Raw genomic sequence first — 26,045 nt, forward strand, 5'->3', positions numbered from 1 at the left:
TAAGTCGTTATGAGCAATAAGGTCATCCTTGTTGTTCTAGATGGACTGAACTATCAGGTAGCCCGTGATTGCATGGGCTACCTCAATGGTCTTCTAGAACAAAGTCGTTCCCAACAAGAAACTCGCGCAACGCTTTATCCTGTGCAGTGTGAGCTACCCTCTATGTCTCGCCCACTTTATGAGTGCATTTTAACGGGCGTTCGCCCTGTAGAAAGCGGCATCGTAAACAACAATATCGTTCGTCTATCCAAACACGATTCCATTTTCAGTTTGGCAAAAGCCCAAGGAAAAGTGACCGCTGCGGCTGCCTACCACTGGGTAAGTGAGCTTTATAATCGCGCGCCATTTGAACCTGTTCGCGATCGTTTCACGCATGATGAAACCCTGAATATCCAGCACGGCTGCTTTTACCATTGGGATCATTATCCTGATGAAGCCTTGTTCCTGGACGCAGAGTATTTACGTCGAAACTATAAACCTGATTTCTTATTGATCCATCCGATGAATATCGACGATACAGGACATAAGTTTGGCCTAGACTCTCGCCAATACCGTAATTGTGCGCGAGGTGCAGATATTATTCTTTCCAACTACATCGATCAATGGCTTGCTGATGGGTATCAAATCATTGTGACCAGCGATCATGGCATGAACAACGATCTTTCTCACGGTGGGATTTTACCTGAAGAACGAGAAGTTCCCCTGTTTGTCATTGGTGATAAGTTTACCCATCAAGATTGTCATATTAAGCAAACTGATATTTGTGGCACCGTTTGTCAATTGCTAAACCTTGACCACACGAAGCCATACACTCAGGAATTGTTAGCACTATGAGCAGTTCAGTCCTCTCCCCAAGCTCTAGCGAATCACGCTCAAATTTGGCAAGTACTTGGTTAAAGCGCTTTAAGCCAGCCATTTGGTTGGTGCCTTTCGCGCTGTTTTTCTACCTATTTCAACTCGCACCGATGATTTGGGTGCTGTTAAACAGCTTTATCTACGATGGCGAGTTTGCCTTCGATAACTACATTGAAGTGCTCGACTCCGCCTTTATGATGCAGGCGTTTGGCAACAGTTTGTGGTTAGCCATATGGTCGAGCATTTTTGGCTTAGCCATTGCGACTCTGTTGGTCTCTTCTCTACGTAGAGTCGATTCTAAAGTCCGCGACGGTGTGATTGCGTTTACGAACATGAGCAGCAACTTTGCAGGCGTACCTCTGTCATTCGCTTTTATTATTATTTTGGGCACCAATGGGGCGATTACCCTTTTGCTCAAGCAGTATGGCTTACTCGGTGATTTCGACCTTTATGGTAAATGGGGCCTGCTGGCCATTTACATCTACTTCCAAATCCCGCTGGCGGTGTTGTTGCTCTACCCTGCGTTCGATGCGTTGAGTGATGATTGGCAAGCAGCTGCTGCGCTACTGGGAGCCAAAACATCACAGTATTGGGCGAAAATCGCGCTGCCAGTGCTCTCACCAGCCTTATTCGGTACCTTTATTATCTTAATAGCCAACGCAATTGGCGCATATGCGAGTGTTTATGCGCTGACCTCCGGTAACTATAACGTCATCACAATTCGAATTGCGAGTCTGGTATCGGGAGACCTGTTCCTTGAACCTAATCTCGCCGCTGCAATTTCGGTGATTCTAATGGCGTTACTTGCCTTTATCACAGTGATTAACCAATGGCTCATTTCGAAAAGCTATGCAGGTAGGAAGTAGTCATGAACAACGTTAATACTCGATTCCATAAAACGGTGGTTTATTCCATTGTTGGGATCATGCTCATCCCGATTTTAGCGACCTTTGTCTATTCGCTTTCATCACGCTGGGGTGCCACGGTGCTTCCAGATGGTTTCACTTTTGATTGGTACGTTAAATTGCTGACCGACCCACGCTTTTTGCAAGCGTTTGGGCGTTCGCTGTTTATTTGTATTGCTTCGCTAACCCTCAGTGTGCTTCTGGTTCTGCCAGCGATATTCGTGGTGTTTTACTACTTTCCGAAGCTCGATAAGCTCATGAACGTATTGATTTTGCTACCATTCGCTGTACCACCAGTGGTGTCCTCCGTCGGCTTGCTTCAACTTTATGCTGACAGTGAAATCTCCCTTATCGGTACTCCTTGGATTCTAGTAGGTACTTACTTCACCATAGCGTTACCGTTCATGTATCGTGCGATTTCTAATAGCTTCGAAGCAATTAACCTTAACGATTTAATGGACGCTGCACACTTGCTAGGAGCAAGCACAACCAAAGCGTTTTTGATGGTCATTTTACCTAACCTCAAAAAAGGACTGATGGCATCGCTTTTCCTTTCATTTTCATTTCTATTGGGAGAGTTTGTGTTCGCCAATATTTTAGTCGGCACACGTTATGAAACCCTGCAAATCTACTTGTATAACATGCGTCAGACGAGCGGCCACTTTACGTCTGCCTTAGTGATGACCTACTTCCTATTTATTTTTTTACTGACTTGGTTGGCAAGTCGTTTCAGCCGAGGAGTCAAACAATGAGCTACGTAACAGCGAAAAATCTAACTAAACGTTTTGGTGATAACACCGTATTTGAGGATATTCACTTTAACATCGAGCAAGGTGAATTCATTACGCTTTTGGGCCCTAGCGGTTGTGGTAAATCGACACTACTTCGCAGCCTTGCTGGGCTTAACCCTGTCGATGGAGGCGAGATTTGGGTAAACGGAGAAGATATCACGCATCAAGTCCCGCAAGAGCGTGGTATTGGGATGGTCTTTCAATCGTATGCGCTGTTTCCCAATATGACCGTCGAAGGCAACATTGCATTTGGCTTAAAAATGAAAAAGCTTGCGAATGATGATATTCGACGTGAAGTGGCTAAAGTCATCAAACTGGTGGATCTGGCAGGTAAAGAAAAACACTATCCGCATCAACTTTCTGGCGGTCAGCGCCAGCGTGTCGCACTCGCTCGAGCGTTGGTGGTGAAACCTCGCATATTATTGCTTGATGAGCCACTTTCTGCGCTTGATGCCAAAATACGCAAACACCTTCGTCAGCAAATCCGAGACATTCAGAAAGAGATGAATCTCACCACTATCTTCGTAACTCATGACCAAGAAGAGGCGATGATTATGTCTGATCGTATCTTCCTAATGAGTAAAGGGGAAATTGTTCAAGCAGGAACACCTGAAGAAATTTATACTCATCCTGCTAACGAGTTTGTGGCCGGTTTCATGGGGCACTACAACCTTGTAGAGGCCAATAAAGCCAAGCAACTCTTCAACATTGATACCGAATGGAAAGTAGCGATTCGCCCAGAGTCTATATATGTAAAAGAGCAAGGTCGTCAATATGATTGCCACATCTCAGCGCCACAAGTAGGTACGATCACCAACCACCAGCTTCTAGGTAATGTTATTCGCTATCAAGTGAACGTTGAAGAGTGTGAGCTCACTGTTGACTTGCTTAATCGCTCTTCAGAACGCTTACTAGCGAATGGCAGCCAACTAGAGCTACTCTTTAACCTAAACGAAATTCAACCAGTGAGAGCCTAAACATGTCCAAACCTTTGTATGTTTTTGATATGGATGAAACCCTAATAAACGGCGACTGCGCAATGATTTGGAACGAGTTTATGGTTGAGAGAGGCATCGCGACTGATCCTTTATTTATTATGGAAGATCAGCGTCTAATGGCCTTGTACTCTGAAGGCAAAATGGACATGGAAGATTACCTAGCGTTCTCCATGAAGCCACTAGAAAACATGCCGATTGAAGAAGTAAACGCCTTGGTTGAAGAATGTGTTGAAAGCCATATTTTGCCTAAACAGTTCCCTCAAGCCAAAACCCTGATTGAGCAACTGTCTCGTGATGGTATAGATATGGTTATCATCTCTGCCAGCGTCACTTTTTTGGTGGAAGCCGTTGGTCGCCGTCTTAATATTCCAACCGCACTCGGAATTGATTTAATCGAGAAAAACAACCGTTATACTGCTGAAATCGACGGTATCCCGAGTTATCGTGAAGGCAAAGTCACGCGATTAAAACAGTGGCTAGAAAATCAGCCTGAGCCTTATTCCGAAATCCATTTCTATACCGATTCAATCAACGATTTACCACTTTGTGAATACGCGAACTACGCTTATCTGGTAAATCCATGCCCACAACTAAAAGAACACGCCAACAGACCGAATTGGAGTGTGTTAAGTTGGGGGTGATATAGCCTCACAAGACCGTTCTTCCTAAGTAAATACTTTTCTATTTGTTCAAAGAGCAGTTCTTTCTGCTCTTTTTTACTTCTCTTCTTCACAAATTAATCACTTGATTAAATACTGATTAATTTTTCACATGTCGCATGAGAAATCAGCGTCTTATAATTAATCAAATGTTTAATATTTTGAGAGAAGATTGTGACGGAAGCGCATCGAAGGGCGGGAAGACCCACAGATAATATCGACGCAAGGGAAAAACTGATTTTCCACGCGCGCGAACTCTTCACCATTATGGCTTATGACAAGGTCTCTACTCGCCTAGTCGCGCAGAAAGCAGGCGTGAACGTGGCGATGATTCGTTACTACTTTGGCAACAAAGAAGGCTTGTTCGAGACCATGTTGCGCGAAACACTGTCACCGATGCAAAAGCAGATGCAGACGTTGGTATCCAACAGTAACGAGCAAAACTTTCTCGATCTAATGCGCACCTACTACCGCGAAATGATCAAGGTACCACAGTTCCCACGCTTAGTTGCCCAAGTTATGAATATGCCCCCATCGGAAACCCAACGCAAACTGCTCGAAAAAGTCTTCGCAGATATCAGTAAGCCAATGCAAGGCGTGATCTTTGATAAGTTGATCGACAGTGGCGTTTTACGAAAAGACGCCGACCCTCAACTTTGTCGCGTCTCTTACATCAGCTTGATGGTATTTCCTTTTATGGCACCACCAGCACTGCTCGCCATTCATGGCATTGAACTTTCTGAAGCCTTCTTGAACCGATTATTCGAACACAACATACAACTGATGAAACATGGATTTTTAGACTCGGGCGACCAATATGAAGATAAATAAAAAGCTGCTGTTCTTTCCTGCTCTTGCGGTGGGGGTCGTCATTCTGTTTTTGGCGATTAGCCTCAAACCAGATTTGCCCGTAAAACCCGCTGGAGATCGTGCACGGTTGGTCGAGACGATTCCACTTGAGCTCAAAGCCATTGCTCCAGTAGCCATAGGGTTTGGCAAGATCGCCCCAAAAGTGGAATGGAAAGCGATAGCCGAAGTGACGGGGAAAGTGGTCTACCGCCATCCGCAGCTGGAAAAAGGACAAGTGTTGCAAGCAGGGACAGAAATCTTGCGAATCGACCCACTCGATTACGAACTGAAACTGGTTCAAGCTCAAGCCGATCTCAAATCTGCTCAAACCTCTCTGGCTAAGCTGAACCAAGAAGAAGCGAATCTCAAAAGCACACTCAAGATAGAAGCCAACCGTCTGGTTATCGCCAACAAAGAGTTAGACCGTAAACAAAACCTACGTAAAAAAGGCCTAACCTCGCAATCGGATGTAGATCAGCAAGAGCAAAGCGCGCTCTCTCAACGTAAATTAGTGCTGGATATTGAAAATCAAATTGGTTTGATGCCGGATGAGAAACGAGTCGCGGAAGCCCTAGTTAAAGTTAATGCATCAAAAGTGGATGAGGCCGAACGCTCGCTTGATAAAACCATCATCACGCTTCCTTACGATTTGCGTATTGCTGACGTAGAAATTGAGAAAAAGCAAGTGGTTAACCTCCAACAAACCATGGTGACAGGACATGGTATTGATGTCATGGAAGTGGAAGCTCAACTATCCATTCATGACATGCAAACTTTGGCGGCGAGCATCGGTGAGTTTGTCCGCGATGAATCTGGTATTCCACAACCTGATATGAATGCGATTCATGCCAACATTGAACTCAGCAGCGGTAACCTCTCTGCAAGCTGGCCTGCGAAAGTTGCACGCATCAGTGAAACGGTTGATCCAAGCCAAGCGACTGCCGGTGTGATTCTGGAAATTGAACAAGACTACCGTGCATTAAACCCAACGTCTGCGCCTCCATTGGTGAACGGCATGTTTGTGCGTGCCTTGATTGAGGGACAAGAGAACCCGAGTTGGGTCATCCCAGAGCGTGCGCTTCATGGCGATAAGATTTACCTGATGGGAGATGACAACCGTCTGCAAGTCGTGACGGTTGAAGTGTTATATCGCCGCAATAACCAAGTGGTGATCGATGGTGAACTAGAGCAAGGTCAGAAGCTGATCATCAACGATTTGCTGCCCGCAATTAACGGCATGCTATTGAAAGAGTCACCTGAACAGTCAGAAGCCACTATTGAGGAGTCTGATTCATGATCCGATTCTTCGCCAAGCATCCAACAGCAGCCAACTTGCTGATGCTAACGCTGCTGATATTGGGGATTTCTTCACTTTCCACGATTAAGCGTGAAACTTTTCCTGAGTTTGATCCGCCCTACATCCTAGCTGGTGTAGTCTACCCAGGAGCTTCCCCGCAAGAAGTCGAAGAGAGTATCTGTGTCCGAATGGAAGATGCTGTTGATGGCCTTGCTAACATTGAAGAAACGCAATGTGAAGCGATTGAAGGCTCTGCGCGTCTTATCTTAAAACTGAATGAAGAAGCCGACATCGGCCGCATGCTGGTTGATGTTCAAACCCAGATCAACTCGATTAATGACTTCCCACAAGAAATTGAGTCTCCTGTGATCCAAGAGCTAGATTGGAATGAGCCAGTTGTGGATATCGCGATCACTGCAGACACCACATGGCCAGAGCTAAAAGCCTATGCAGAACAACTTAAACGCACATTAAAGCTCGATTATGATGTGTCTTTGGTTGAAGTTGCAGGCTTCTCTGACCACCAATACCGAGTAGAGTTAGACACTCAAGCCATTCGACAGCTTGGCTTAAGTGTTGGCGATATTGCTGAGCAGATTGGTCGTCAGAACGTCAAGTTGCCAAGTGGTAATGTCGAAACGCCAGATAAGAACTTTCTGATCCGCTTTGACGAACGACGCGTGACGCCAGAAGAGCTTGAGACTATCGTCGTGGGCTCTGGTCCAAATGGGTCAATCATCCGTCTAAGAGACATTGCGACGATTACCGACCGATTTGAATTGGACGAACAGAAAGTCCTCTTTGATGGTCACCCTTCTGCCCTACTAAAAGTCAGCAAAAACAAAGAAGACGATGCACTGCGCATTAAAGAACGTGTTGCTCAATTTGTCGAAGAACAACAAGCCATCGCGCCAGACGGTGTGATGCTACAAATGACCAATGACCTTTCATCCGTGCTTTGGGATCGCCTGACCATGATGGTCAAAAACGGTTGGCAAGGTATCATTCTGGTCTTCGCCACCATGTGGTTGTTCTTTAGTTTTCGCTACTCTTTTTGGGTCGCAGCTGGTTTACCTGTTGCCTTCTTAGGTGGGTTATTTTTGATGGCGCAACTTGGCCTGTCCATCAACATCATGTCTTTGGTCGGGTTACTCATGGCCATCGGTATCATGATGGATGACGCCATCGTTATTGCCGAATCGATTGCCGCTCACCTAGACCGAGGAGAAGAGATCGATGATGCCGTAACTAAAGGAGTGAAAAAGGTACTGCCGGGGGTCATCTCTTCCTTTTTAACTACGGTGTGTATTTTCGGTAGCTTGTTATTTTTGCAAGGTGAAATGGGTGCGGTACTTAAAGCGGTTCCTCAAGTTCTGATCCTCGTACTGAGTTTAAGTTTGGTGGAAGCCTTCTTGATTCTACCTAACCACCTTTCTCACTCACTACACAAACAAAAGCAAGAGCGAAAAACACCGAAGTTCAAACAAAAGCTGCTCGCTTCTTTTGAAAACTTTCGCAACACCACCTTGGTCAACGCAGTGGATAAAGTGGTCGAGTATCGCTATGCCTTTATGGGTGGTGTGGTTGCCTTGCTTCTTATCTCCGCAGCCACGTTAGTAGGTGGTTTACTCAAGTTTCAACCCTTCCCTGAACTGGATGGCGACATTGCAGAAGCGCGCATTATTCTTCCTCCGGGTTCTTCTCTGTCTCAAACGGAAGCCGTCGTCGATAAGATCGTCGCTTCCGCTCAAAAGCTAGATAAAGAATGGACAGAGAAAGTGGAAGACGGCAATCCATTGGTTCTACACATCACCAGTCAATTCAACGCTAACGCCGATGCGAATGAATCTGGCCCTCATATTGCCACGGTGCGTCTGGATTTGCTGGGTGCAGAGAGTCGTAACACACTCATCGATGAATTTATCGATGCATGGCGCGAAGACATCGGTGAACTTGCCGATCCTATCTCGCTGGTATTTAAACAACCGACCATGGGGCCGGGTGGACGAGCGATTGAAATTCGAGCGAAGCATGATGATCTGGATGCGCTCAAAGCTGCCTCTATCGACATTCAGCAATACTTGAATGAGTTTGACGGTGTCCATGGCGTGTTGGATGACATGCGTATGGGTAAAGAAGAAGTTTTAGTTAAACTGCGTCCGGGGGCAGAAGCTTATGGGGTTAACGGCCAACTCATCGCCAATCAGTTACGTGCGGCTTTCTTTGGCCAAACCGCAGACGAAATCCAAGTTGGGGTAGAAAACATTTCCATCGAAGTTCGCCTCGATAAAGCACAAGCTGGTGACTTACAGCAATTGGCAAACTTCCCAATTATCTTGTCCGATGGCAGTCAAATCCCACTCGCGACCATTGCGACTTTGGATTTCCAACGTAATTACGTAAGAATCCAGCGCATTGATGGCTTGCGCACAGTGAGTGTATTCGGCGATATCGACAATACGAAAGCCAACTCAACCGCCATTATTCGTCAGTTCCAACAAGATGAAGCGCCAAAGCTTATGCAAAAGTATCCTGGTCTTCGCTTTGATTTTGAAGGCGAAGCCAAAGATACCGCTGAAACTGGCGCATCAATGGGTAAAGGCTTCTTGCTTGGTTTGTTTGGCGTGTTTGCGATTCTGAGTTACCAATTCCGCAGTTATTTGGAACCATTCGTGGTCATGCTTGCGATTCCACTCGCCTTTATTGGCGTGGTATGGGGACACATCCTACTCGGTCACTCATTAAGTATGCCGAGTATGATGGGCTTTGTCTCACTAGCGGGGATTGTGGTGAATGACTCGATTCTGTTAGTTCAGTACATACGCCATCATGTCGATGAAGGGGATAATGTGCACGACTCAGTAGTCAAAGCCAGTCGGGAACGCTTTAGAGCAGTATTCCTAACATCAATGACCACTGCAGCAGGTTTGCTTCCGTTACTGACTGAAACCAGTTTGCAAGCACAGGTTATCCAACCACTGGTTATCTCCATCGTGTTTGGTATCTTTGCATCCACTCTTCTGGTGTTGTTTATGATCCCTGCCGCGTATGCCATTTTAGCTGACTTCGGCCTAGTCCATAAGCATGAAGAGATCTAAAACGACTGATAAGTAAACTTATCAAAATGAACAAGAGCGGCTTAGGTCGCTTTTTGTTCAACACCAACACGTTAAAAAACACAATCACTTAACAAACAGAGAGTTATTGTGTCTCATTAAGTGTGAATATGAACAGTTAAGAATTAAGTATGTTGAGTTTTATATAACCAAATCAAATAACCAACACAAGATTTATAATATGTCTTATTGTCAAAAACGGAATTTTACAGAGTAAAAATACACGTAGGCAACACATTCACAATTTAAACTCACGATAATGAAAACATTGATTGAAGAATTAACATTTTAACAATCATTACAACAATGTTAACTTTAGCCTCGTTGGTCGCGCTGGTGGTAAGCCTCTCACCAAGCCTATTGTCAGTTTTATATGGACGTTCGACCACCTCCAAAATGAATAGACACCCAATTTGGTGCCCTTTTTTCGCCCGTGAAAGCATTCTTCGCGGGCTTTTTTCTTCCCACTGAAATGGGCTTAATCTGCGTTAGTTTCTTTGCTCAATCTCTCTGTTTTTCCAGCCGTATACGAGTCGATGAGCGGAGACAAATCCAGTAATTCCAATACTTTTTTTTCAAAGGTTTCATCCGCACTTCTCACCCAATCTAAAAACTTCTGCTTAGCAAACATCGATTCGTACTTATACCAAAACTCGATGCTCAGGTAGAATTCATTTTTTATGGGTAAATTGTATACTCTTCGTAATTCACTCTTATACTTAAGATTACCTTCTGAGTATTTTGAGTATTTGTTTTTTCCAACTTCAACTATCTCACACTTTATTGGTGGATAACCACTTAAGAAACCTCTAATTAAATATTCTTCTTTTTCTCTTTTTCGGTTTTCACTTTCTGGAATTTCTCCCCATTGTTTATTCGCACGCTTAGTCAATTCTTTCATCAAGTCTGTATGATACCCCCTCATAGAGCCTTCACTTTGCTCCGGGGCATGATAAAAATCATAATATTCTCTCTCTAAAAATGAGGACAATTGACTAATATTATCAATATCTTCTCCAGTAGATTTAACCCGTAGCCTAATATATAATCCACCTTGTTTGTTAATAGGAAGCAAAGGGTTTAATATTTTCTTCTGAAACAAAAAATATACCGTAGCTAACTTTACAAACCTTTCATGCCTCTCTATTTTTGATTCAACATCGAACTGTTCTAAATTAACAAGATCCTGGTATACATGTCCTTCATATATGTTGTTCGGACACTCAAATGACAGCACTAAGTCATCTATCTGGAACGCATTATGTAATAAGTCAGAGAAATCCGGCTTTCCTCTAAAACCATCTTTACACATTTTAATAAAACTCATATGTCTATCTCTTACTCTTCAAATATGCATCAATACCTTTAAACGAGAGCCTGCAATATGAGTTCTAATTCAAGTAAAGGTAAGCCACATACTAAGGTATTATGAAGGTCAAAAAGGAGAGCGGATCTTTTCTAAATTTTAAATATCTAACATCACCTCCACTTTACTGAAATCTACACTTTTGAAAGTTACATCCGCTCCATCCAGCAATAGCTCATCAAACACGCCAACTATTGATAATAAGCTTGAGGATCTGATCTCCACCCATGAAATGAGAAACAAAAAAGCCAGCCTTAAAAGGCTGGCAAGTAGAGCAACAAGGTCAGTGCTTACTGCTAACTAACACCGAACTCGTATTGGATTCATTTTCGTCTGTTAGTCTCTTTTATCGGCGTTTATGACTTGCTTGCTTTCTCTTTGTGGCACGTTACCTTTACTAACTGTTCTTGCTCATCTTTAATGTTTTTCACGATACGCTCATCACGTGCGTGAATGGCATCCATGTTCATTTGCTGAATATCTGCTATAGCTTCATGTTTCATTTCAGAAAAGTCCTGACGTAAATCTGAGCTCCACTCCTCTTTGTCTAAAGTGTTAGCAGCAGCGATTGGTGATGACATTACAGCAATAAGACTTAGAGTAGATAGAAATACGCTTTTCATAATAAGCTCCTTGAGGATTAGCAGTTAATTTTAATTACAATTCATATATTGCACATACGATGCCAACTTTTATTTTGTTATTTTTCAACAACTTAAACAAAACCTCATATTCAACGTTATCTTCGTCTGGTAAATTTCGCTAACCAAGTGTCAAATTAACCATGCGAATTTAAAACATTAGAAACATACATATTAGAAATTCTTTGTCAGGCAGTTTTCTCATCAGATAATTACGTAACTGCCCACTAAAAAATCACTTTGAATCAAAATGCGGAAACAAAAAAGCAGCCCGAAGGCTGCTCCTAATCGTTAACATCAAGCTTGTTAACTCGATACGCTTGCTTCAACGCTCGACGTCACTGGCGACTTTCTGAAACGATTAATCAAACGATGGATAAACCTCTTAATGGATCTGAAAATATTTTTAATATCTTCAAGCATTAAATACAAACAAGGCACCAACACTAAAGTCAGAACCGTTGCGTACAACACCGCAAAGCCCAAAGCGACAGCCATCGGTATGACAAAACGCGCCTGCAAACTCGTTTCAAACATTATCGGCAATACACCCGCAAACGTCGTTATTGAGGTGAGCGTGATAGCTCGAAAACGAGCACAACCCGCCTCAACAACCGCTTGTTTGATGTTCATACCCCTTTCTCTCACTTGGTTTACGTAATCTGTCATAACCAGAGAGTCGTTGATAACCACGCCAGCAGCGGCGATCAAACCAAATGTCGACATCATACTGATGTCTAAACCTAGCCAGAAATGGCCCCAAATCGCCCCCGTCAGACTAAACGGAATGACGGACATTACAATCAAAGGTTGGGTATAACTTTTTAACGGTACAGCTAACAAGATGTAGACGATGATCATGCCTGCAATAAAGAACAAAATCTGTTCATTACGCTGCGCAGCCTGCTCTTCAATATCACCGCCCAATTCTGTTTTCACAGTTGGGAAGGCTTGCTTCATGTCCGGTAAGATATTGTCGTCAATGACCTTAACGATTTCTTGAGGTTCAACCAATTCTTCGTCTATGGAACCATAAACATAAACGGTTTGATACCCGCCTTCACGTCGAATGCTACTCACGCCCGGCTGCTCGTTGATCTTCACCACATCACCTAGCATGACCTTCTTACCTGCTGGTGTTGTAATCACAGCGTAACGCAATGATGAGAATGCTTCACGCGTCAGTTGCGGGTAACGCACCATAACTTTAATTTCTTCACCATCACGAATAATGCGCTGTGCTTCGCCACCATAAAAGCTGCCACCAACTTGCTCTGCGATCATGGTGAGATCCAGACCGAGATCGTACGCTACAGGCGCAAGAGACAGGAGTACTTCTTTGCTTCCAGAATCAATAGAAGATGAAATATCATATAACCCTTCTTCCTGCTGTAAACGCTCTATCAAGTAACGCCCAGCCTCGTTGAGCTCATTGATGTTAGAACCAAACAACAAGTAACCAAACTCATCTCTGTCACCACCACCCGCACTCTGCTCGCGGATTTTGATGCTCTTCATACCTGGAATAACAGGCATAGCTTCACGCCAACGTCGAGCCAGCTCAAATGTATTGAACGGGCGTAACTCTTCATCAACCAAAGGTACTAATACACGACCTTCGGTGCGGCTTCTGTTGTACGACAGCACATCACGAATCATTCCTTGACCATGTTCTGCAATGGTCTCAGATTCGATCTTTTGCATGACACGTTCAATAGTCTTGAGTGCACTGATTGTCTGCTCACTTGAAACGGTATCATTCATTTCAATAGTGATCGCAGGATAGTCGGTCGGCACTTTAGGGTTAGGGATCATCCGAACATAATTCGCGTTGATCAAAGCCGCGCTGATCAGCAGTAAACCACAGAACACCGCAAACACTGTCCAGCGCCAATGGGTGCATGTTGTTACAAAGTTACGATACGGACCGTTTACAAAGCCGAAGAAACGTTGGTTGAAACGATCTCGCCATCCACCAGGTTTGACTGGTTTAAAATGGGTATGCGCAAGGTGTGCAGGAAGGATCAGCTTCGATTCAATCAAACTGAAGATCAAACAAAGAATCACGACCCCCGCGATACCATAAAAGAAGGCACTATCAATACCGCTAGACAACAAGAAAGGGGCAAACACAGCAATTGTGGTTAACACACCGAAAGTGGCTGGTGTGGCAACACGTTTTACACCACGAACCACGTTTTCGACGCCACCACCTTTTTCTTCAATTTCGCTGTAAGCGCTCTCTCCCATCACGATGGCGTCATCAACTACAATACCGAGCACCATAATGAAAGCGAACAGCGAGACGATGTTCACTGTAATACCCAAAGCTGGCATCATCATCACCGCACCAAGGAAACACACTGGTAAGCCGATCATTACCCACATAGCCAAGCGGAAACGTAGGAAAATGGTCAGCATAATCGCGACTAATGCAGCGCCTTGCAGCAAGTTTTTCAACATCATGTCGAGACGCCCATTTAAATAATAAGTCGTATCAACTAAGACTTTGAGCTTAACATCCTGCGGCAATGTCTTGTTTTTTGCTTCAATATAGTTACGAACGGACTGTGCAACAGGGATAATGTTCTGGTCACGAGTTGCTTCAACAGACATGTAGATCGCATTTTGCCCTGAGTATTCAAAATAGCGCTCTTCTTCCGTAAAGCCATCTTTTATCGTGGCAATATCTTGCAACAGAACCTTTGCTCCATTTGCGCCAAGCTTTACTGGAATATTTCTAAACTCATCACCACGGTAGTATTGGTTTTCAATCCTTACTGCAATCATCCCTGAATTTGTTTTTACTTCGCCCGCAGAAAAGTTAGCTGAATAACGGCTGATCGCGCTGCTGATATCGCTCAACGTAAGGTCGTATTTACGAAGAACAAGTGGGTCAACTTCAATCGCTATTTCTTCTTCTGGCGCACTCAGATACACCAGCATGACGTTTTCTAACTGAAGTAATTCATCTTCGATTTGCTTAGCAAGCGGTTTAAGCTCCTCGAGCGGTCGGTCCCCAACTAACCCCATTTCGATTACATCTTGGCGCCATTCAACTTGGTAGACATTGATTGGTTCCATACCCGCTGGTAAGTTAGACAAGGTATCAATACGTTGGTTTACATCATCTAAGACACGCTTGATATCGGCATTAACGTCTACCTCGATGGAAACATACGCGCTACCTCTAGAGGCCGTTGAGACTGCTTTTTTAATCCCGGTGACGTCTTTAATCGATTCCTCGACCTTAACGAGAATACTCTCTTCTATCTCTTGAGGAGAAGCGCCAGGATAAGTCGCACGAACATCAATGTAGTTCACCTCAATATTCGGAAACATCTGCCTTTGAATAAAGAGAAAACTCACCACACCCATGATAATGATGAACACCATCAAAAGGTTGGCAGCGACGGGGTTATTCGCAAAATAGGCAATCAAGCCCTTTTGTTTAGTATCTTCCATGACAAACTCCTACTTACTGTACGACGGTTTCGGAGTCGTCACTCTTTTTTGCGATTTGTACCGCCATGCCTTTTTGAGGGTACTCTGGTAAGGTCAGTACCAACTTATCACTTTGCTCTAAACCTTCGCCCACCAGCAAAAACTCACCTTCTGCTCTCAAAACCGTGACAGTTCTGGGTTGAAGTTGATTATCGCCATTCACCACCCACACGGTACGGTTTTTAACTAATTCCTGTGGTAAGCGATAGATATGCTTAAGTTCCTTACCAGTGAAGCTCACTTCAACGTAGGAGCCGAATTTAATTGGAGGCTGCTGGTTATCGACACCGTATGGGTCCGCGATTTGAATGACCATGTTAATCATTCGGGTAGCACTATCAATCATGCCTAAATCACGAACTACTCGACCTTCTCTAGTGGTAGAAAACACACCTTGCTGCGTCACTGTCGCAGTGAGTTCACCAATGGATTCGGGTAAAAATGCACTATCAAAACCTGCAATGGGTACGTGCACCTCTGCCACTTCGATGTTGTTTAACGTGGCAACTCGAGAACCAGATGTAACAAATTGACCAACACCAATATCACGCTCAACAACCAGCGCATCGTAAGGTGCAACGACTTTGCAATTTTCTAACTCTCTTTTTGCTCGTTTGAGTGCCGCTTGAGCCGACTTCACTTGGGCTTGTGCGCTCAAAACGTGAGGTTTGCGTAAATACAGATCCGTCACTTGCTTATCGCTCAGTCTCTTTGCCTGACGTTTTGCCACTTCGGCTTTCGCTTGTTCCTCAATCAAGTTTGCGCGTGCACTAGCTAAATCGGCTTCAGCTTGTAAAACCGACGCTTCATAGTTGTCGCTTTCAATTGTGAAAAGAACCTCTCCTCGTTTCACGATGCCACCCGTTACAAAATTCGGGTGCCAACTTATCACTTCACCACTGACTTGCGCGGAAAGGTGTGTTTTTTCAAAAGGGACTAATTCACCGTGACTGGTAATCACCACTTTGTGATCAGTAGGAAAAAGAGAAGAAGCCTGAACAGTAGGTTCTGTAATTGCATCTTTGGTTGACTCTTTTTCCGGCGCAGTTGCGGCAATTGCAGCATATCCTGCATAAGAGCCTCCAACGACGACGAAGGGTAAAAGCCAACGTAATATGGGTTTTGCTAACATCGAAAATCCTTTTTTATTGTTGTTTTCAACACCACACTTTTATTCAGTCCATTGCTCCCGGTAAGCATGGTGGTGAGAGAATTGAATTTGAATAAACATCAAAGCGGCGCTTGCCTAGTCTTTTAAGCAGCGAACTAGATAGTTATTGCCAATTCAAAGTTAATAAAATTAACAAAAAATTAACCAACTGCGCAAGTTGCTCTGACTTAACTTTTATTCTAAATGGCAAATGACATGCCAAGCATTTATTTATTAAAAATCATATGGTTATATAAAAATCATTATTTTATCCAGTGCGCTATTGGTCATAATCACCAGATATTAGTGATTATGACCAATACGGCCATAATGATAATTAAAATAAATGATTATCTGCGCTTTAAAAGTTGAACTTAGTTCAGGCTCTATGGCAATTCATCGATTAATCGCTCGTTATCAAACGGTTCTGGGTGCATGTGGCGTCAGCTTAAGTCTATAATTTGGAGTAGGTAACACTCTGTAAGACAAGGAAATGTGCTTTGTTACAAACGCTCGCCAAGTTGCTCTTCCCCTCGCTGCTCACTATTTTATCGGCATGCTCATCCGTATCGTTGAATGACGCCAGTGAAAAGTCCACCAGCTTTCAGCTCGGTTATCAAAAGGATTCTGTTCTTGCGCAGTACTTTGAAGCTTACGGGAGAGACCCCAAGTCCATAACTGGCTTTGCACCGTTAAATCAGGGACACGATGCCCTTCTTGCTCGAACCTCTTTGATCGAGTCCGCCCAGAAAAGCCTTGACCTTCAATACTATATTTACCGTGGTGACGAAACGAGTCAGCTAATAACGTGGCGCTTGTATGAAGCGGCAAAGCGTGGTGTTCGAGTAAGACTGTTGCTTGACGATATGCAAAAGCGAAACGACGATGTGATGGCAGCCCTCTATGCACATCCTAATATAGAAATCCGCTTATTTAACCCGCATCAGTATCGCGACTCCCGTTGGTTCGCTCTTGCTAGCGATTTTGAACGCCTTAATCGTCGTATGCACAATAAGTCTCTGATTGCAGACAGTGTTTCCGCCATTGTCGGAGGTAGAAATATCGGCAATGAATACTTCTCTTTTGAATCGCAAGTTGAGTTTGGTGATTTTGATCTTCTGCTCTATGGTGAGGCGGTACAACAAACTGCCGATCAGTTCGACCTCTACTGGAATAGCGCCTATTCGATACCAATGGAATGGATTACACCGAATTCACAGCAAATTACCGACCAAGCGATTCAAAAGCAGGTCAATAAACTCCGGTTAGAGGAAAAGTTTTCAACCGGCCGCTATGACTTCACTCAACTGGATATGTACCAAGATCTAAAACAAGGCAAACTCAAGCTCTACTGGGGAGAAGCGAAAGTATGGTTTGACCTGCCCGATAAAGTCGCGACCCGAGAGAGCCAACTTATTGATAATTTAACGGAACTGGTTAAAAGTGTTGAGGATTCATTTGTGCTCATTTCTCCCTATTTCGTTCCAACTGAAGCAGGTACTCAAGCATTAAGTAACGCGGCCAAGCGAGGCGTTGATATCACGATTGTGACCAATAGCCTCGCGTCTAACGATGTGTTTGCCGTGCATGGTTGGTACGCAAAATATCGAAAAGATCTACTCGAAGCTGGAATCAAGCTTTGGGAAGTAAAAGCGAGCGCGAAACTCAAAAGTAAGTGGAGCCTCACGGGGAGTAGCAGAGCAAGTTTACACGCTAAAGCAATGACAATTGATAACAAAACACTTTTCGTTGGTTCGATGAACTGGGACCCACGTTCGGCCGCTTTGAATACCGAAATGGCCGTTGTTATCGAACAGCCAGAATATGTGCAAATGTTTCTAGAACAACTGCCAAATCAACTGTCGAGTAACGCCTACGCCTTAACTCTGCGCGACGGGGACATTGTCTGGACCGACGTAAAAACAGGCGAAGAATACGACTCCGAACCAGAAGCAGGAGTATGGCGAAAAATGGGCGCTTGGTTCTCCGGAATATTACCGATTGAAGATCAGCTATAACAGCTGCCAATACTGCAAACCTCCCCAGTCAAGCAAAACAAAATGGACGCTAGTTTTGGGCAGGGGACACAACCAACATAAGGAAGTTCAATGCCAGCGCAATGGAATGAATACTATCAGAAAATTTTAAGCCAACCTCACCGCCCAAACGTGGAAAATGCCCTGAACCTACTTAAGATAGAAGGCAAAGTCGCTCTCGATATTGGCTGCGGAATAGGTCGAGACAGCCACTTTCTCCTCGAACAGGGATTTAAGGTTCACGCATGTGATAGCAATGAAAATGCAGTAAAAACTTGTTTAACACGCTTTGAAGGTAATAAACGATTTTCGGTTTCGCAGTGCTGTTTTACTGAATTTAATTACCCTAAGTGCAGCTTGGTTATCGCAAATGCCAGTTTGTTCTTTTGCCCTGACACAGGCTTCAAACAAGTCTGGACAAAAATAGACAGCGCATTACAACCGGGCGGTATCTTCTCCGGCGATTTCTTGGGAGTGAAAGACTCCTGGGTTACCTCCGAAATGCACCCAAACATTACCGCATTAACAAAAAAGGAAGTGGAAAGCTTATTCGAAGGTTACGACCTCATTTCATTGCATGAAAGAGATGAAGACGGGACCACTGTAGTAGGAAGCCAAAAACATTGGCACATGTTTAGTGTGACCGCTCGAAAGCGCTAAAAATGGTCTCTCAGTAAAGAAAGCAGCACTTCAAATCAGTGCTGCTATCAGAGATTAATTGACGGGATACACCACTTCAAAACGCTCTAAAACCAGCGTACGTTTCTCATGCCAATCGATGTTCAACTCATCGCATTCAGCTTTAAAAAATGCAGTATGAGCATCACGCCACCAGTTTAAGGTTCTATCACCTTCGCCTTCTGCGAAGGCAAACTCTGCGGTTACATCCTCATATTTGCATGTACTTACGTCAGTAATTCGTATCACGCAAACCGGGTCCCCATCCCAATTCGTCACTACTTGTAAATGACCGACTTGGGGCATGATTTCACCATGCTCTCGATACCAAAGCTCCAAACTGCACGATGCAGTTTTCTGTCCAATACGAACCAAATCTGCGCATACATTCGCGTTGTATTCATCGGCACAATAATAGTCAGCACTGACTGATGGTACAGCTTCCCTTTGTTCTGGTGACAATAATTCTAGGAATTGTTCTAAGTAATCCTTAGCTCGCGCGTCCATGCTCACTCCATTAATCATAAATTCGCAAGGAGGATAAAAGATATCACAACAAATAACCATCAGGAACAAACTGAAAAACAACAAGAATATGACTTCTACGAAGACGACTGTTATTTCTTTTGTAATAACTTTGCTAAACGTTTGTGCTATTTGCTATTGTTGCATGGTCTATCTGTACTCTTCTCGTGAAAGGACGTTATATGCGCTTATTTATTGGTATTTTTTTCTCGCTGATACTTGCCTTGCCAACAATGGCATCGGAGGAAAAGTATTCAGAATCGGATCTGTTAGATAGACCATTAATGGAACGCTATATTTTAGATGAACTAAAAGCGCTGCGTCAGGACTATCAAAGCCTAGAAAAGCGAATGATCACAGAGATCACCGATCGCGAGCTAACGGTCGCAGATAAATCGTTGAACTATGCCAACGTGACCGTTACATACTTCTTCTACATCATTGCTGGTGTCGCATCGCTGATTGCCTTTGTCGGATGGCAATCTCTGCGCGAGTTTAAACACAACACCAAAGAGATGGCTGATAAACGATTGGAGAAGATCGCCCAAGAATACGAGAAAAAGTTTGTCGCCCTTGAGCGAGATTTAAAACGCAAAACTCGCATTATCAGCGAAAACAACAAAGAGATTGAGAAAATCAACGAGATCCATAACTTATGGCTACGTGCACAAAGCTCTCAAACTCCAGAACAACGTATTGAGATCTATGATGAAATCTTATTAATTCGTCCAGGTGATTTAGAAGCGTTGACGTACAAAGCCGACGCAGCGATGGAAATCAACGAATACCATTGGGCACTTAGCATTTGTAACCGCGTACTTGAAGTCGATTACACCAACGGCCCTGCACTGTATCAACGCGCGTGTGCATACTCTCGCCTTGGTATCGAAGAGCAAGCTATTGAAGACTTGGAACGCGCAATTGAATACAGCCCATCCATTCGTGATTTACTTGCCGAAGAACGAGACCTCGAATTGCTGCACGGTAATGAGCGTTTTGAAAAGCTCTTACATCTAGCAAGCGAATAATGGAATAAACAGCATGAGCAGCCACTTTAATCTAGAAGACGCTAGCCAAGTATTGGTTGGCGCTTTTGCCCTAGCAGTCCCGATCTCATTTTCGGAGGAAGCGTGGCGATTGGGTGAGAGCCTACCAATGGCAAACTTGCTCATGCTGTTAAGTCTTTCTGTCATTTTCCTCAGTTTTTTCGCGTATCAAAGCGTGTTTCAAAGCCACATCAAGAATCGCGTATCCATCTTTATTTTTCGTGTGGTTATCGCGTACCTCATTGCGGCAGTTGTGGTAGCGTTAGTTCTTTTCTGTCTTGATAAGCTGCCACTCATGAATGAGCCTTTGGTTGCGATAAAGCGCGTTATCGTCATCACAATGCCTGCTTCGATGGGCGCGATCGTAGTCGACAGTTTCGACAAAGAATAGAGATAATCGCTACTCTTCTTCTAACGTTAAGTTCGACCCCGAGTGGTCTTTCCCTAATACATCTTCTGGGTTTCGCAGTGCGCAGGTTTCTAACGACAAGCACCCGCAGCCAATGCATCCGCCTAAATCGTTTTGCAACGCTTTAAGTTTTTGAATCTTTTGTTCTAACTGTTCATGCCAATGGCTTGCCATTTCTTCCCATTGCGCTTTGTTAGGGGCTTGGTGTTTCGGCAGTTCATCTAACGCATGTTTAATTTCTTCTAACGACAACCCAACTTGCTGCGCTGCTTTGATCACCGCAACACGGCGCAACACACTGCGATGGTAGCGACGCTGATTACCTTGATTTCTCCAACTCGAAATCAGTCCTTTTTGCTCGTAAAAATGTAGGGCAGATACTTTCACTCCAGAACGTTTTGCCACTTCTCCTACGCTGATTTCCATCCTTGACTCCCTGTATATCAATTTTGTTAAAAAAACGCTTTACCTCAAGTTTACTTGAGGTTTTAAAGTTGCACCATCTTAATTAACGCTAAACCCCGGCGAGCTCAAGATAATGTGTTCAGCGCGAACGACTTGGTTGTTAAACACAAGACAGTTGGACATCAACCTTTTGAAATCCATCGGGAGTTAGAGGCAAACATAATGAAAAATAAAACTCAGCCGTACTTAGCTGGCCGCTTCTTCGACAGTATCTCCTCTGGCTTATTCATGATGGCGCTGCCATGGGTCATGCTTTCCGAACCTAACATGGGTACATTCGTCGCTTTAGTTTCTCTGAGCTGCACCGCGATTTCTTTTCTAGCAACGCCTTTCTTTTCCACTTTAATTGACCGACATTCACGCAAAGTACTACTCGTGCTCAATCAATGGATTCAATCGGGTATGGCTTTGGTGGTGTTCATTGCTTATTGGTTAGGGTTTGAGTCACACTGGTTACTGGCTTTTGCACAATTGGTGTATTGGGTTTCGAGTAATTTTGCATGGACGACCAACAACGCCTTCACCCAAGAAAATTATCAGCACCATGAGTATGCGAAAATTTCGGGTCAGCAAGAAATTGTAATGCAATCCACAACCCTCGGAGCTGGCGCGTTGGGTATTGTTTTGCTTGAAATGTGGGGTATGAAAGAGTTTGCTTTGTTTGCGGCCAGCGCCTCTGCGTTAGCAGCGATGTTCTATATTCTGACGCCTTATACCCAACAATTAAGGGCATCAAAATCCGTTGCTTTCATTGCGCAACTCAAAGAGAGCAAACAAATATTCCGTCTCGCACCCCGATTTTATGGCTTTATTCTGCTCTCTTGCCTCTCTTATCCTGCATTGACGTATTTGAGCAAACTGGTGCCGATTTGGTTTTCTGAACAAGGCATCTCTGGCGATTGGTTTGCAGGGTTCAACATCAGTTTTGGCCTCGGCTCGTTGCTAACCGGCTTTATTGTCACCAAAGTGCTAAGCCGTGCCTCCCATAGCCACATTATGTTCGCTTCGATGGTTATGGTCTCTTTTGCGCTTATCGGGATGAGTTTTGCGATGAGCCCGCTAACCATCTTATTGTTTACGGCGCTGTTTGGCGTATTTAACGCGCTAAATCGCATTGCGAGAGTCAACTGGATGCATCACACCGTAGCGGTTCATCAACGAGGTCGCGTCGATGGCGGCATCAGCATGTTTGCCACCACCATTCAATCTCTCAGTTACGTCCTGATTGCAATGTTGAGTCATTACGAACTAACACAATACGGTTTTGCAATCGCAGCTGCTGTCATGGTGTTAGCAGTGATTTTGATGGGATTACTCAGTCAAGACGTCGAGCCGTTTAACGACCTGCCCCTTCATGCAGCAGCAAAGTGAAGCATAGAAATTGAGAAGTTGAGAAATTGAAAAAGCGAGATAGGAAGGCAACCAACATCGTCTTCCTATTTTTTACGCCAGCACTTTTGCCTCTATCGCTTATCAGCAAGGTTGGGTATTCTGAGGTGACCAACATGAGCAGGGGGAAATCGCAGTGAACTTAAGGCAATTAGAAGTCTTTTACGCCATTATGCAAGCAGGAACGGTGTCAGGCGCGGCTCGCTTACTGCACGTTTCCCAACCTAATGTCACTCGAGTTCTCGCCCATACAGAACAACAACTGAGCTTCGCTTTATTTGAGCGTGTAAAAGGTCGCCTCGTTCCCACTCAAGAAGCCAAAGCCTTATTGCCAGAGGCTGAAAAAGTCTATCAACAACTCGGACAATTTCGCTCTCTGACCAACAAAGTCAAACAGGGAACTCAACATTTGCGAGTCGGTGCTCCGCCTGTTTTGGCCGCACACTTGTTAGCGCCGACTGTCGCGTTGCTGTCGAAAGAGCATGGCATCTCCTTTGAGCTCTCAACGGCTAATCGCGATGAGCTGTGCTCAGGTTTACTGAAACATGAATTGGATGTCGCCATTGCGTTCGGTGAAGAAACGCCACCAGCGATCATGGGACACATGTTATTAAAAGAAAACTTGGCGCTAATTGCCCCTAAAAGCGCAGCGATACCCGCAGAAAAAACCGTCATTTTAGAAGAACTCATCAGTCACGATTTACCCATTATCGGTTTAGATAGCCGAGATCCTCTGGGCTTATTGCTGCATCAAACCTTATCGGCGCGTGACGAGCATTATCAACATGCCATTACCGTCCGCAGCTACTCCGCGGCGGCTGAACTGGTGAAAAACGAAGCAGGATTCGCGATTGTAGACCCTTGGACTGCAAAACAATATCGCCAAGATAATGCCGTTTCCGTGCATGCTTTGGAGCCAAATATGTCCTTCTCCGTCTCTATTTTATTCGCAGAGCACACACCTCAATCCATTGCGACAAAGCAATTTATCACCGCCCTAAAACAACAGATGGTTTAAAGGTATAACCTGAAGTTATACCTGCCTAACAAATAAGCATTCGGTTTTCTAAATCAGTCTGGCTACATTAATGAGCAATAACGATGACGAAGGGAACCATCATGCAAATTGCTCAACCTTACCTACTCTTTCTTGGCGACGTAACCGATCCACTCGCAGCAAAAACCGCGCGTGGCATATATCAATGGCGACCTGAGATTTGTCTTGGCCAAATCCGCCTGACGCCAGAAACCGTATCGCTTGGTTTAACCGACATGACACTACAACAAGCGCAGCAGCAAGGAGCAAAAACGCTGGTGCTTGGCACGGCAAATCCAGGAGGCGTCATTCCCGAAGCTTGGCAAGCAACCTTACTTGAAGCGGCAGAGATGGGATTTGAAATTGCATCGGGCATGCACCAACGTTTGGCGGAATTTGCTCCTCTTGCCGATCTAGAACAACGCGGATTAACCAAACTGTATGATGTTCGCCATTATGATGCCCCGCTCAAGGTCGGCAATGGCAAAGCTCGCGCAGGCAAGCGAGTACTTACTGTAGGGACAGATTGCTCCGTTGGCAAAATGTACTCTGCCCTTGCCATTGAGCATGCATTGAAGCGTAAAAACTGTCGTGCAGAGTTCAAAGCAACGGGTCAAACCGGAATTCTCATCGCAGGCAGTGGCATTTCGATTGATGCCGTAGTTGCCGATTTTATCTCCGGCGCAGTAGAAGCGATCAGCCCTGAGTTCACCGATCACGATTGGGACATCATCGAAGGGCAAGGTTCATTGTTTAACCCTTCGTTTGCTGGCGTAAGTTTGGGCTTACTTCACGGCGCACAAGCTGACGCTCTGATACTGTGCCATGAGATTGGTCGCCCGCACATCCGCAACTTACCACATGCGAGCTTGCCAACCATTGAACAAACGATAGAAGCGAATCTGGCCGCTGCTCGCCTAACAAATCCAAACGCTCAATTAGTGGGTATTTGCTTAAACACTTCGGCGCTCAGCGAAGAAGATGCAGCCCAGTTATGCCAGGATTGGAGCGACAAATACCAAGTGCCCGTCACCGACCCTGTACGTTTTGGCGTTGATGCGGTTGCAGATAGGCTCCTTACGATTTAAGAAACATTTACGGTTTAGAAAATAACTGCGGTTTAGGGAAAACTAGTGAGATGAAAATTCATGTAGAACCTGTCACGATTGCCATGGCGACACCATTTCGCATCTCTCGCGGCAGTCGGACAGAGTGCCACGTAGTCCGCGTGACAATTGAACATCGAGGCATGACCGCCCAAGGTGAATGCACGCCATACCCTCGTTATGGTGAATCGGTTGAATCGGTGATTAAGGCGATTTCTCACGCCGCACATGAACTGCAAAGTTTGTATGCCAAAGGCGAAGCTGATGTCATGGTTCTCAAAAGCCAGCTTCAATCGTTATTGCCCGCGGGGGCGGCAAGAAATGCATTGGATTGCGCCCTTTGGCATCTTCACGCGCTTTTGAGCCACAAGCAACAGGTTCACGACCTCTTTACGTTACCAGAGGCGATTGTGACGGCGATGACGGTTTCTATCGACACGCCGCAAGCGATGGCAAAACAGGCGCAAGCTTACGTTAGTCAAGGCGCAAAACTGCTAAAGGTAAAACTGGATGGTGAACACGTACTTGATCGCGTTGCAGCAGTACGCGATGCTGCGCCGCACGCGCAAATTGTTTTAGATGCGAATGAAGCATGGCAAGGCCTCGACCTCGCGACGGTATTTGCTCAACTCGAACCGCTAGACATCACCATGATCGAACAACCGTTGCCACAAGACTGCGATGACGTACTCGCCAGCATTCCGCACCCCATTCCACTTTGCGCCGATGAAAGTTGTCACACCAGAGAGCAATTGCATCAGTTGGTTGGCAAATATGAAATGGTGAATATTAAGCTAGATAAAACTGGCGGGCTCACTGAAGCACTATTATTAGCCGACGATGCCCAAAAACTCGGTTTTAGCCTCATGTCCGGTTGTATGTTGGGGACGTCGCTTGCGATGCGTGCTGCCTTACCCATTGCTGCTCAGGCAAGCGTTGTCGATCTTGATGGCCCGGTGCTGCTCGGACAAGATGTAACGCCAAGCTTGGTTTATCGCGACGGCGAAATCGTTCTTTCCAAATAGCCTAAACAATCCAGAGGTTTTGCTCCAAAAGTCAGAACCTCTGAGTTTATGATCTCGATTAAAAAACAATCAGCCCCATCATGAAATAAGTCACATAAATTATACGGTTATTACGGCATGCTAAGATTACAGTGGTCCAAGAAGGTGGTCTTATGCATCGAGTCATCCGAAAAATGACATGGAAGACGAATAGGCGGTA

At 44.7% G+C, this 26,045-nt stretch carries 22 protein-coding genes; 16 read left to right on the forward strand and 6 right to left on the reverse strand.

Annotated features, from left to right (window positions below):
* Window positions 1-9: 9 nt before the first annotated feature.
* The 8 genes from R7E78_RS07860 to R7E78_RS07895 all read left to right on the forward strand — a co-directional run bounded on the left by R7E78_RS07860 (window position 10) and on the right by R7E78_RS07895 (window position 9,452).
* Complete coding sequence (locus tag R7E78_RS07860; RefSeq protein ID WP_318057806.1) at window positions 10-834, forward strand: alkaline phosphatase family protein; 825 nt, start codon at window positions 10-12, stop codon at window positions 832-834.
* Window positions 831-1,721 carry an ABC transporter permease gene (locus tag R7E78_RS07865; RefSeq protein WP_033906313.1) on the forward strand — a complete coding sequence of 297 codons (891 nt, stop codon included), beginning with the start codon at window positions 831-833 and terminating at the stop codon, window positions 1,719-1,721. The genes R7E78_RS07860 and R7E78_RS07865 overlap by 4 nt, the downstream gene beginning before the upstream one ends.
* A gap of 2 nt (window positions 1,722-1,723) precedes the next feature.
* Window positions 1,724-2,512, forward strand: a complete 789-nt coding sequence (locus R7E78_RS07870; RefSeq protein WP_017633567.1) for an ABC transporter permease — start codon at window positions 1,724-1,726, stop codon at window positions 2,510-2,512.
* Window positions 2,509-3,528 carry an ABC transporter ATP-binding protein gene (locus R7E78_RS07875; protein WP_318057807.1) on the forward strand — a complete coding sequence of 340 codons (1,020 nt, stop codon included), beginning with the start codon at window positions 2,509-2,511 and terminating at the stop codon, window positions 3,526-3,528. The genes R7E78_RS07870 and R7E78_RS07875 overlap by 4 nt, the downstream gene beginning before the upstream one ends.
* A 2-nt stretch (window positions 3,529-3,530) precedes the next feature.
* Entirely contained in the window at window positions 3,531-4,190 is a 660-nt protein-coding gene (locus R7E78_RS07880) for an HAD family hydrolase (RefSeq protein WP_017819801.1), read from the forward strand.
* A 192-nt stretch (window positions 4,191-4,382) separates the two neighbouring features.
* On the forward strand, window positions 4,383-5,039 hold the full coding sequence (locus R7E78_RS07885) for a TetR/AcrR family transcriptional regulator (protein ID WP_021707693.1): 657 nt from the start codon (window positions 4,383-4,385) through the stop codon (window positions 5,037-5,039).
* The gene (locus R7E78_RS07890; RefSeq protein ID WP_017633564.1) at window positions 5,026-6,354 is read left to right on the forward strand and encodes an efflux RND transporter periplasmic adaptor subunit; all 1,329 of its coding nucleotides are present in this window, start codon (window positions 5,026-5,028) and stop codon (window positions 6,352-6,354) included. Before R7E78_RS07885 ends, R7E78_RS07890 begins: the two co-directional genes overlap by 14 nt.
* The gene (locus R7E78_RS07895) at window positions 6,351-9,452 is read left to right on the forward strand and encodes an efflux RND transporter permease subunit (protein WP_318057808.1); all 3,102 of its coding nucleotides are present in this window, start codon (window positions 6,351-6,353) and stop codon (window positions 9,450-9,452) included. Before R7E78_RS07890 ends, R7E78_RS07895 begins: the two co-directional genes overlap by 4 nt.
* A 496-nt stretch (window positions 9,453-9,948) precedes the next feature.
* On the opposite strand, the gene R7E78_RS07900 is transcribed toward R7E78_RS07895, so the two are convergent.
* The 4 genes from R7E78_RS07900 to R7E78_RS07915 all read right to left on the reverse strand — a co-directional run bounded on the left by R7E78_RS07900 (window position 9,949) and on the right by R7E78_RS07915 (window position 16,113).
* A complete protein-coding gene (locus R7E78_RS07900; protein WP_318057809.1) occupies window positions 9,949-10,797 on the reverse strand; it encodes a DNAase in 849 nt (282 codons plus the stop codon).
* Between the two features lie 395 nt (window positions 10,798-11,192).
* Window positions 11,193-11,459 carry a hypothetical protein gene (locus R7E78_RS07905; RefSeq protein ID WP_005373876.1) on the reverse strand — a complete coding sequence of 89 codons (267 nt, stop codon included), beginning with the start codon at window positions 11,457-11,459 and terminating at the stop codon, window positions 11,193-11,195.
* A gap of 324 nt (window positions 11,460-11,783) precedes the next feature.
* On the reverse strand, window positions 11,784-14,942 hold the full coding sequence (locus R7E78_RS07910; RefSeq protein WP_213891526.1) for an efflux RND transporter permease subunit: 3,159 nt from the start codon (window positions 14,940-14,942) through the stop codon (window positions 11,784-11,786).
* 13 nt (window positions 14,943-14,955) lie between these two features.
* Window positions 14,956-16,113 (reverse strand): efflux RND transporter periplasmic adaptor subunit, encoded by a 1,158-nt coding sequence (locus R7E78_RS07915; protein WP_025767993.1) that lies wholly within the window; start codon window positions 16,111-16,113, stop codon window positions 14,956-14,958.
* A gap of 518 nt (window positions 16,114-16,631) precedes the next feature.
* On the opposite strand from R7E78_RS07915, the gene R7E78_RS07920 reads away from it, so the two are divergent.
* Both R7E78_RS07920 and R7E78_RS07925 read left to right on the forward strand, forming a co-directional pair.
* Window positions 16,632-18,149, forward strand: coding sequence for a phospholipase D family protein (locus R7E78_RS07920; RefSeq protein WP_318057810.1), 1,518 nt, complete (start codon window positions 16,632-16,634; stop codon window positions 18,147-18,149).
* A 90-nt stretch (window positions 18,150-18,239) separates the two neighbouring features.
* Complete coding sequence (locus R7E78_RS07925) at window positions 18,240-18,827, forward strand: class I SAM-dependent methyltransferase (protein ID WP_017635142.1); 588 nt, start codon at window positions 18,240-18,242, stop codon at window positions 18,825-18,827.
* Between the two features lie 54 nt (window positions 18,828-18,881).
* Here the strand turns inward: R7E78_RS07925 and R7E78_RS07930 are convergent, their stop codons facing one another.
* Complete coding sequence (locus tag R7E78_RS07930) at window positions 18,882-19,352, reverse strand: ASCH domain-containing protein (protein ID WP_017635141.1); 471 nt, start codon at window positions 19,350-19,352, stop codon at window positions 18,882-18,884.
* A gap of 200 nt (window positions 19,353-19,552) precedes the next feature.
* Between R7E78_RS07930 and R7E78_RS07935 the strand changes: the two genes are divergently transcribed.
* Both R7E78_RS07935 and R7E78_RS07940 read left to right on the forward strand, forming a co-directional pair.
* Complete coding sequence (locus R7E78_RS07935) at window positions 19,553-20,398, forward strand: tetratricopeptide repeat protein (RefSeq protein ID WP_005373890.1); 846 nt, start codon at window positions 19,553-19,555, stop codon at window positions 20,396-20,398.
* A 13-nt stretch (window positions 20,399-20,411) separates the two neighbouring features.
* Window positions 20,412-20,807: a DUF2391 family protein gene (locus tag R7E78_RS07940; protein ID WP_005373896.1), complete on the forward strand. Its 396-nt coding sequence runs from the start codon at window positions 20,412-20,414 to the stop codon at window positions 20,805-20,807.
* A gap of 9 nt (window positions 20,808-20,816) precedes the next feature.
* On the opposite strand, the gene soxR is transcribed toward R7E78_RS07940, so the two are convergent.
* Window positions 20,817-21,251, reverse strand: coding sequence for a redox-sensitive transcriptional activator SoxR (gene soxR / locus R7E78_RS07945; protein WP_005373898.1), 435 nt, complete (start codon window positions 21,249-21,251; stop codon window positions 20,817-20,819).
* A 201-nt stretch (window positions 21,252-21,452) separates the two neighbouring features.
* Here soxR and R7E78_RS07950 point away from each other — a divergent pair, with 201 nt between their 5' ends.
* The 4 genes from R7E78_RS07950 to dgcA all read left to right on the forward strand — a co-directional run bounded on the left by R7E78_RS07950 (window position 21,453) and on the right by dgcA (window position 25,846).
* On the forward strand, window positions 21,453-22,661 hold the full coding sequence (locus tag R7E78_RS07950) for an MFS transporter (RefSeq protein WP_176311431.1): 1,209 nt from the start codon (window positions 21,453-21,455) through the stop codon (window positions 22,659-22,661).
* 154 nt (window positions 22,662-22,815) lie between these two features.
* A complete protein-coding gene (locus tag R7E78_RS07955) occupies window positions 22,816-23,697 on the forward strand; it encodes a LysR family transcriptional regulator (protein ID WP_176311430.1) in 882 nt (293 codons plus the stop codon).
* Window positions 23,698-23,798: 101 nt separating this feature from the next.
* Window positions 23,799-24,803 carry an N-acetyltransferase DgcN gene (gene dgcN, locus R7E78_RS07960; RefSeq protein WP_139059311.1) on the forward strand — a complete coding sequence of 335 codons (1,005 nt, stop codon included), beginning with the start codon at window positions 23,799-23,801 and terminating at the stop codon, window positions 24,801-24,803.
* Window positions 24,804-24,853: 50 nt separating this feature from the next.
* Window positions 24,854-25,846 carry an N-acetyl-D-Glu racemase DgcA gene (gene dgcA / locus R7E78_RS07965; protein WP_170890209.1) on the forward strand — a complete coding sequence of 331 codons (993 nt, stop codon included), beginning with the start codon at window positions 24,854-24,856 and terminating at the stop codon, window positions 25,844-25,846.
* The last annotated feature ends 199 nt before the right edge of the window (window positions 25,847-26,045 follow it).

The organism is Vibrio sp. YT-19(2023) (genome assembly GCF_033337395.1).

What these genes read in the sequence shown, in the direction of transcription:
- R7E78_RS07860 (WP_318057806.1), top strand. Translation starts at nt 10, where the DNA reads ATGAGCAATAAGGTCATCCTTGTTGTTCTAGATGGACTGAACTATCAG.
- R7E78_RS07865 (WP_033906313.1), top strand. Translation starts at nt 831, where the DNA reads ATGAGCAGTTCAGTCCTCTCCCCAAGCTCTAGCGAATCACGCTCAAAT.
- R7E78_RS07870 (WP_017633567.1), top strand. Translation starts at nt 1,724, where the DNA reads ATGAACAACGTTAATACTCGATTCCATAAAACGGTGGTTTATTCCATT.
- R7E78_RS07875 (WP_318057807.1), top strand. Translation starts at nt 2,509, where the DNA reads ATGAGCTACGTAACAGCGAAAAATCTAACTAAACGTTTTGGTGATAAC.
- R7E78_RS07880 (WP_017819801.1), top strand. Translation starts at nt 3,531, where the DNA reads ATGTCCAAACCTTTGTATGTTTTTGATATGGATGAAACCCTAATAAAC.
- R7E78_RS07890 (WP_017633564.1), top strand. Translation starts at nt 5,026, where the DNA reads ATGAAGATAAATAAAAAGCTGCTGTTCTTTCCTGCTCTTGCGGTGGGG.
- R7E78_RS07895 (WP_318057808.1), top strand. Translation starts at nt 6,351, where the DNA reads ATGATCCGATTCTTCGCCAAGCATCCAACAGCAGCCAACTTGCTGATG.
- R7E78_RS07900 (WP_318057809.1), bottom strand. Translation starts at nt 10,797, where the DNA reads ATGAGTTTTATTAAAATGTGTAAAGATGGTTTTAGAGGAAAGCCGGAT.
- R7E78_RS07905 (WP_005373876.1), bottom strand. Translation starts at nt 11,459, where the DNA reads ATGAAAAGCGTATTTCTATCTACTCTAAGTCTTATTGCTGTAATGTCA.
- R7E78_RS07910 (WP_213891526.1), bottom strand. Translation starts at nt 14,942, where the DNA reads ATGGAAGATACTAAACAAAAGGGCTTGATTGCCTATTTTGCGAATAAC.
- R7E78_RS07915 (WP_025767993.1), bottom strand. Translation starts at nt 16,113, where the DNA reads ATGTTAGCAAAACCCATATTACGTTGGCTTTTACCCTTCGTCGTCGTT.
- R7E78_RS07925 (WP_017635142.1), top strand. Translation starts at nt 18,240, where the DNA reads ATGCCAGCGCAATGGAATGAATACTATCAGAAAATTTTAAGCCAACCT.
- R7E78_RS07930 (WP_017635141.1), bottom strand. Translation starts at nt 19,352, where the DNA reads ATGGACGCGCGAGCTAAGGATTACTTAGAACAATTCCTAGAATTATTG.
- R7E78_RS07935 (WP_005373890.1), top strand. Translation starts at nt 19,553, where the DNA reads ATGCGCTTATTTATTGGTATTTTTTTCTCGCTGATACTTGCCTTGCCA.
- R7E78_RS07940 (WP_005373896.1), top strand. Translation starts at nt 20,412, where the DNA reads ATGAGCAGCCACTTTAATCTAGAAGACGCTAGCCAAGTATTGGTTGGC.
- soxR (WP_005373898.1), bottom strand. Translation starts at nt 21,251, where the DNA reads ATGGAAATCAGCGTAGGAGAAGTGGCAAAACGTTCTGGAGTGAAAGTA.
- R7E78_RS07950 (WP_176311431.1), top strand. Translation starts at nt 21,453, where the DNA reads ATGAAAAATAAAACTCAGCCGTACTTAGCTGGCCGCTTCTTCGACAGT.
- dgcN (WP_139059311.1), top strand. Translation starts at nt 23,799, where the DNA reads ATGCAAATTGCTCAACCTTACCTACTCTTTCTTGGCGACGTAACCGAT.
- dgcA (WP_170890209.1), top strand. Translation starts at nt 24,854, where the DNA reads ATGAAAATTCATGTAGAACCTGTCACGATTGCCATGGCGACACCATTT.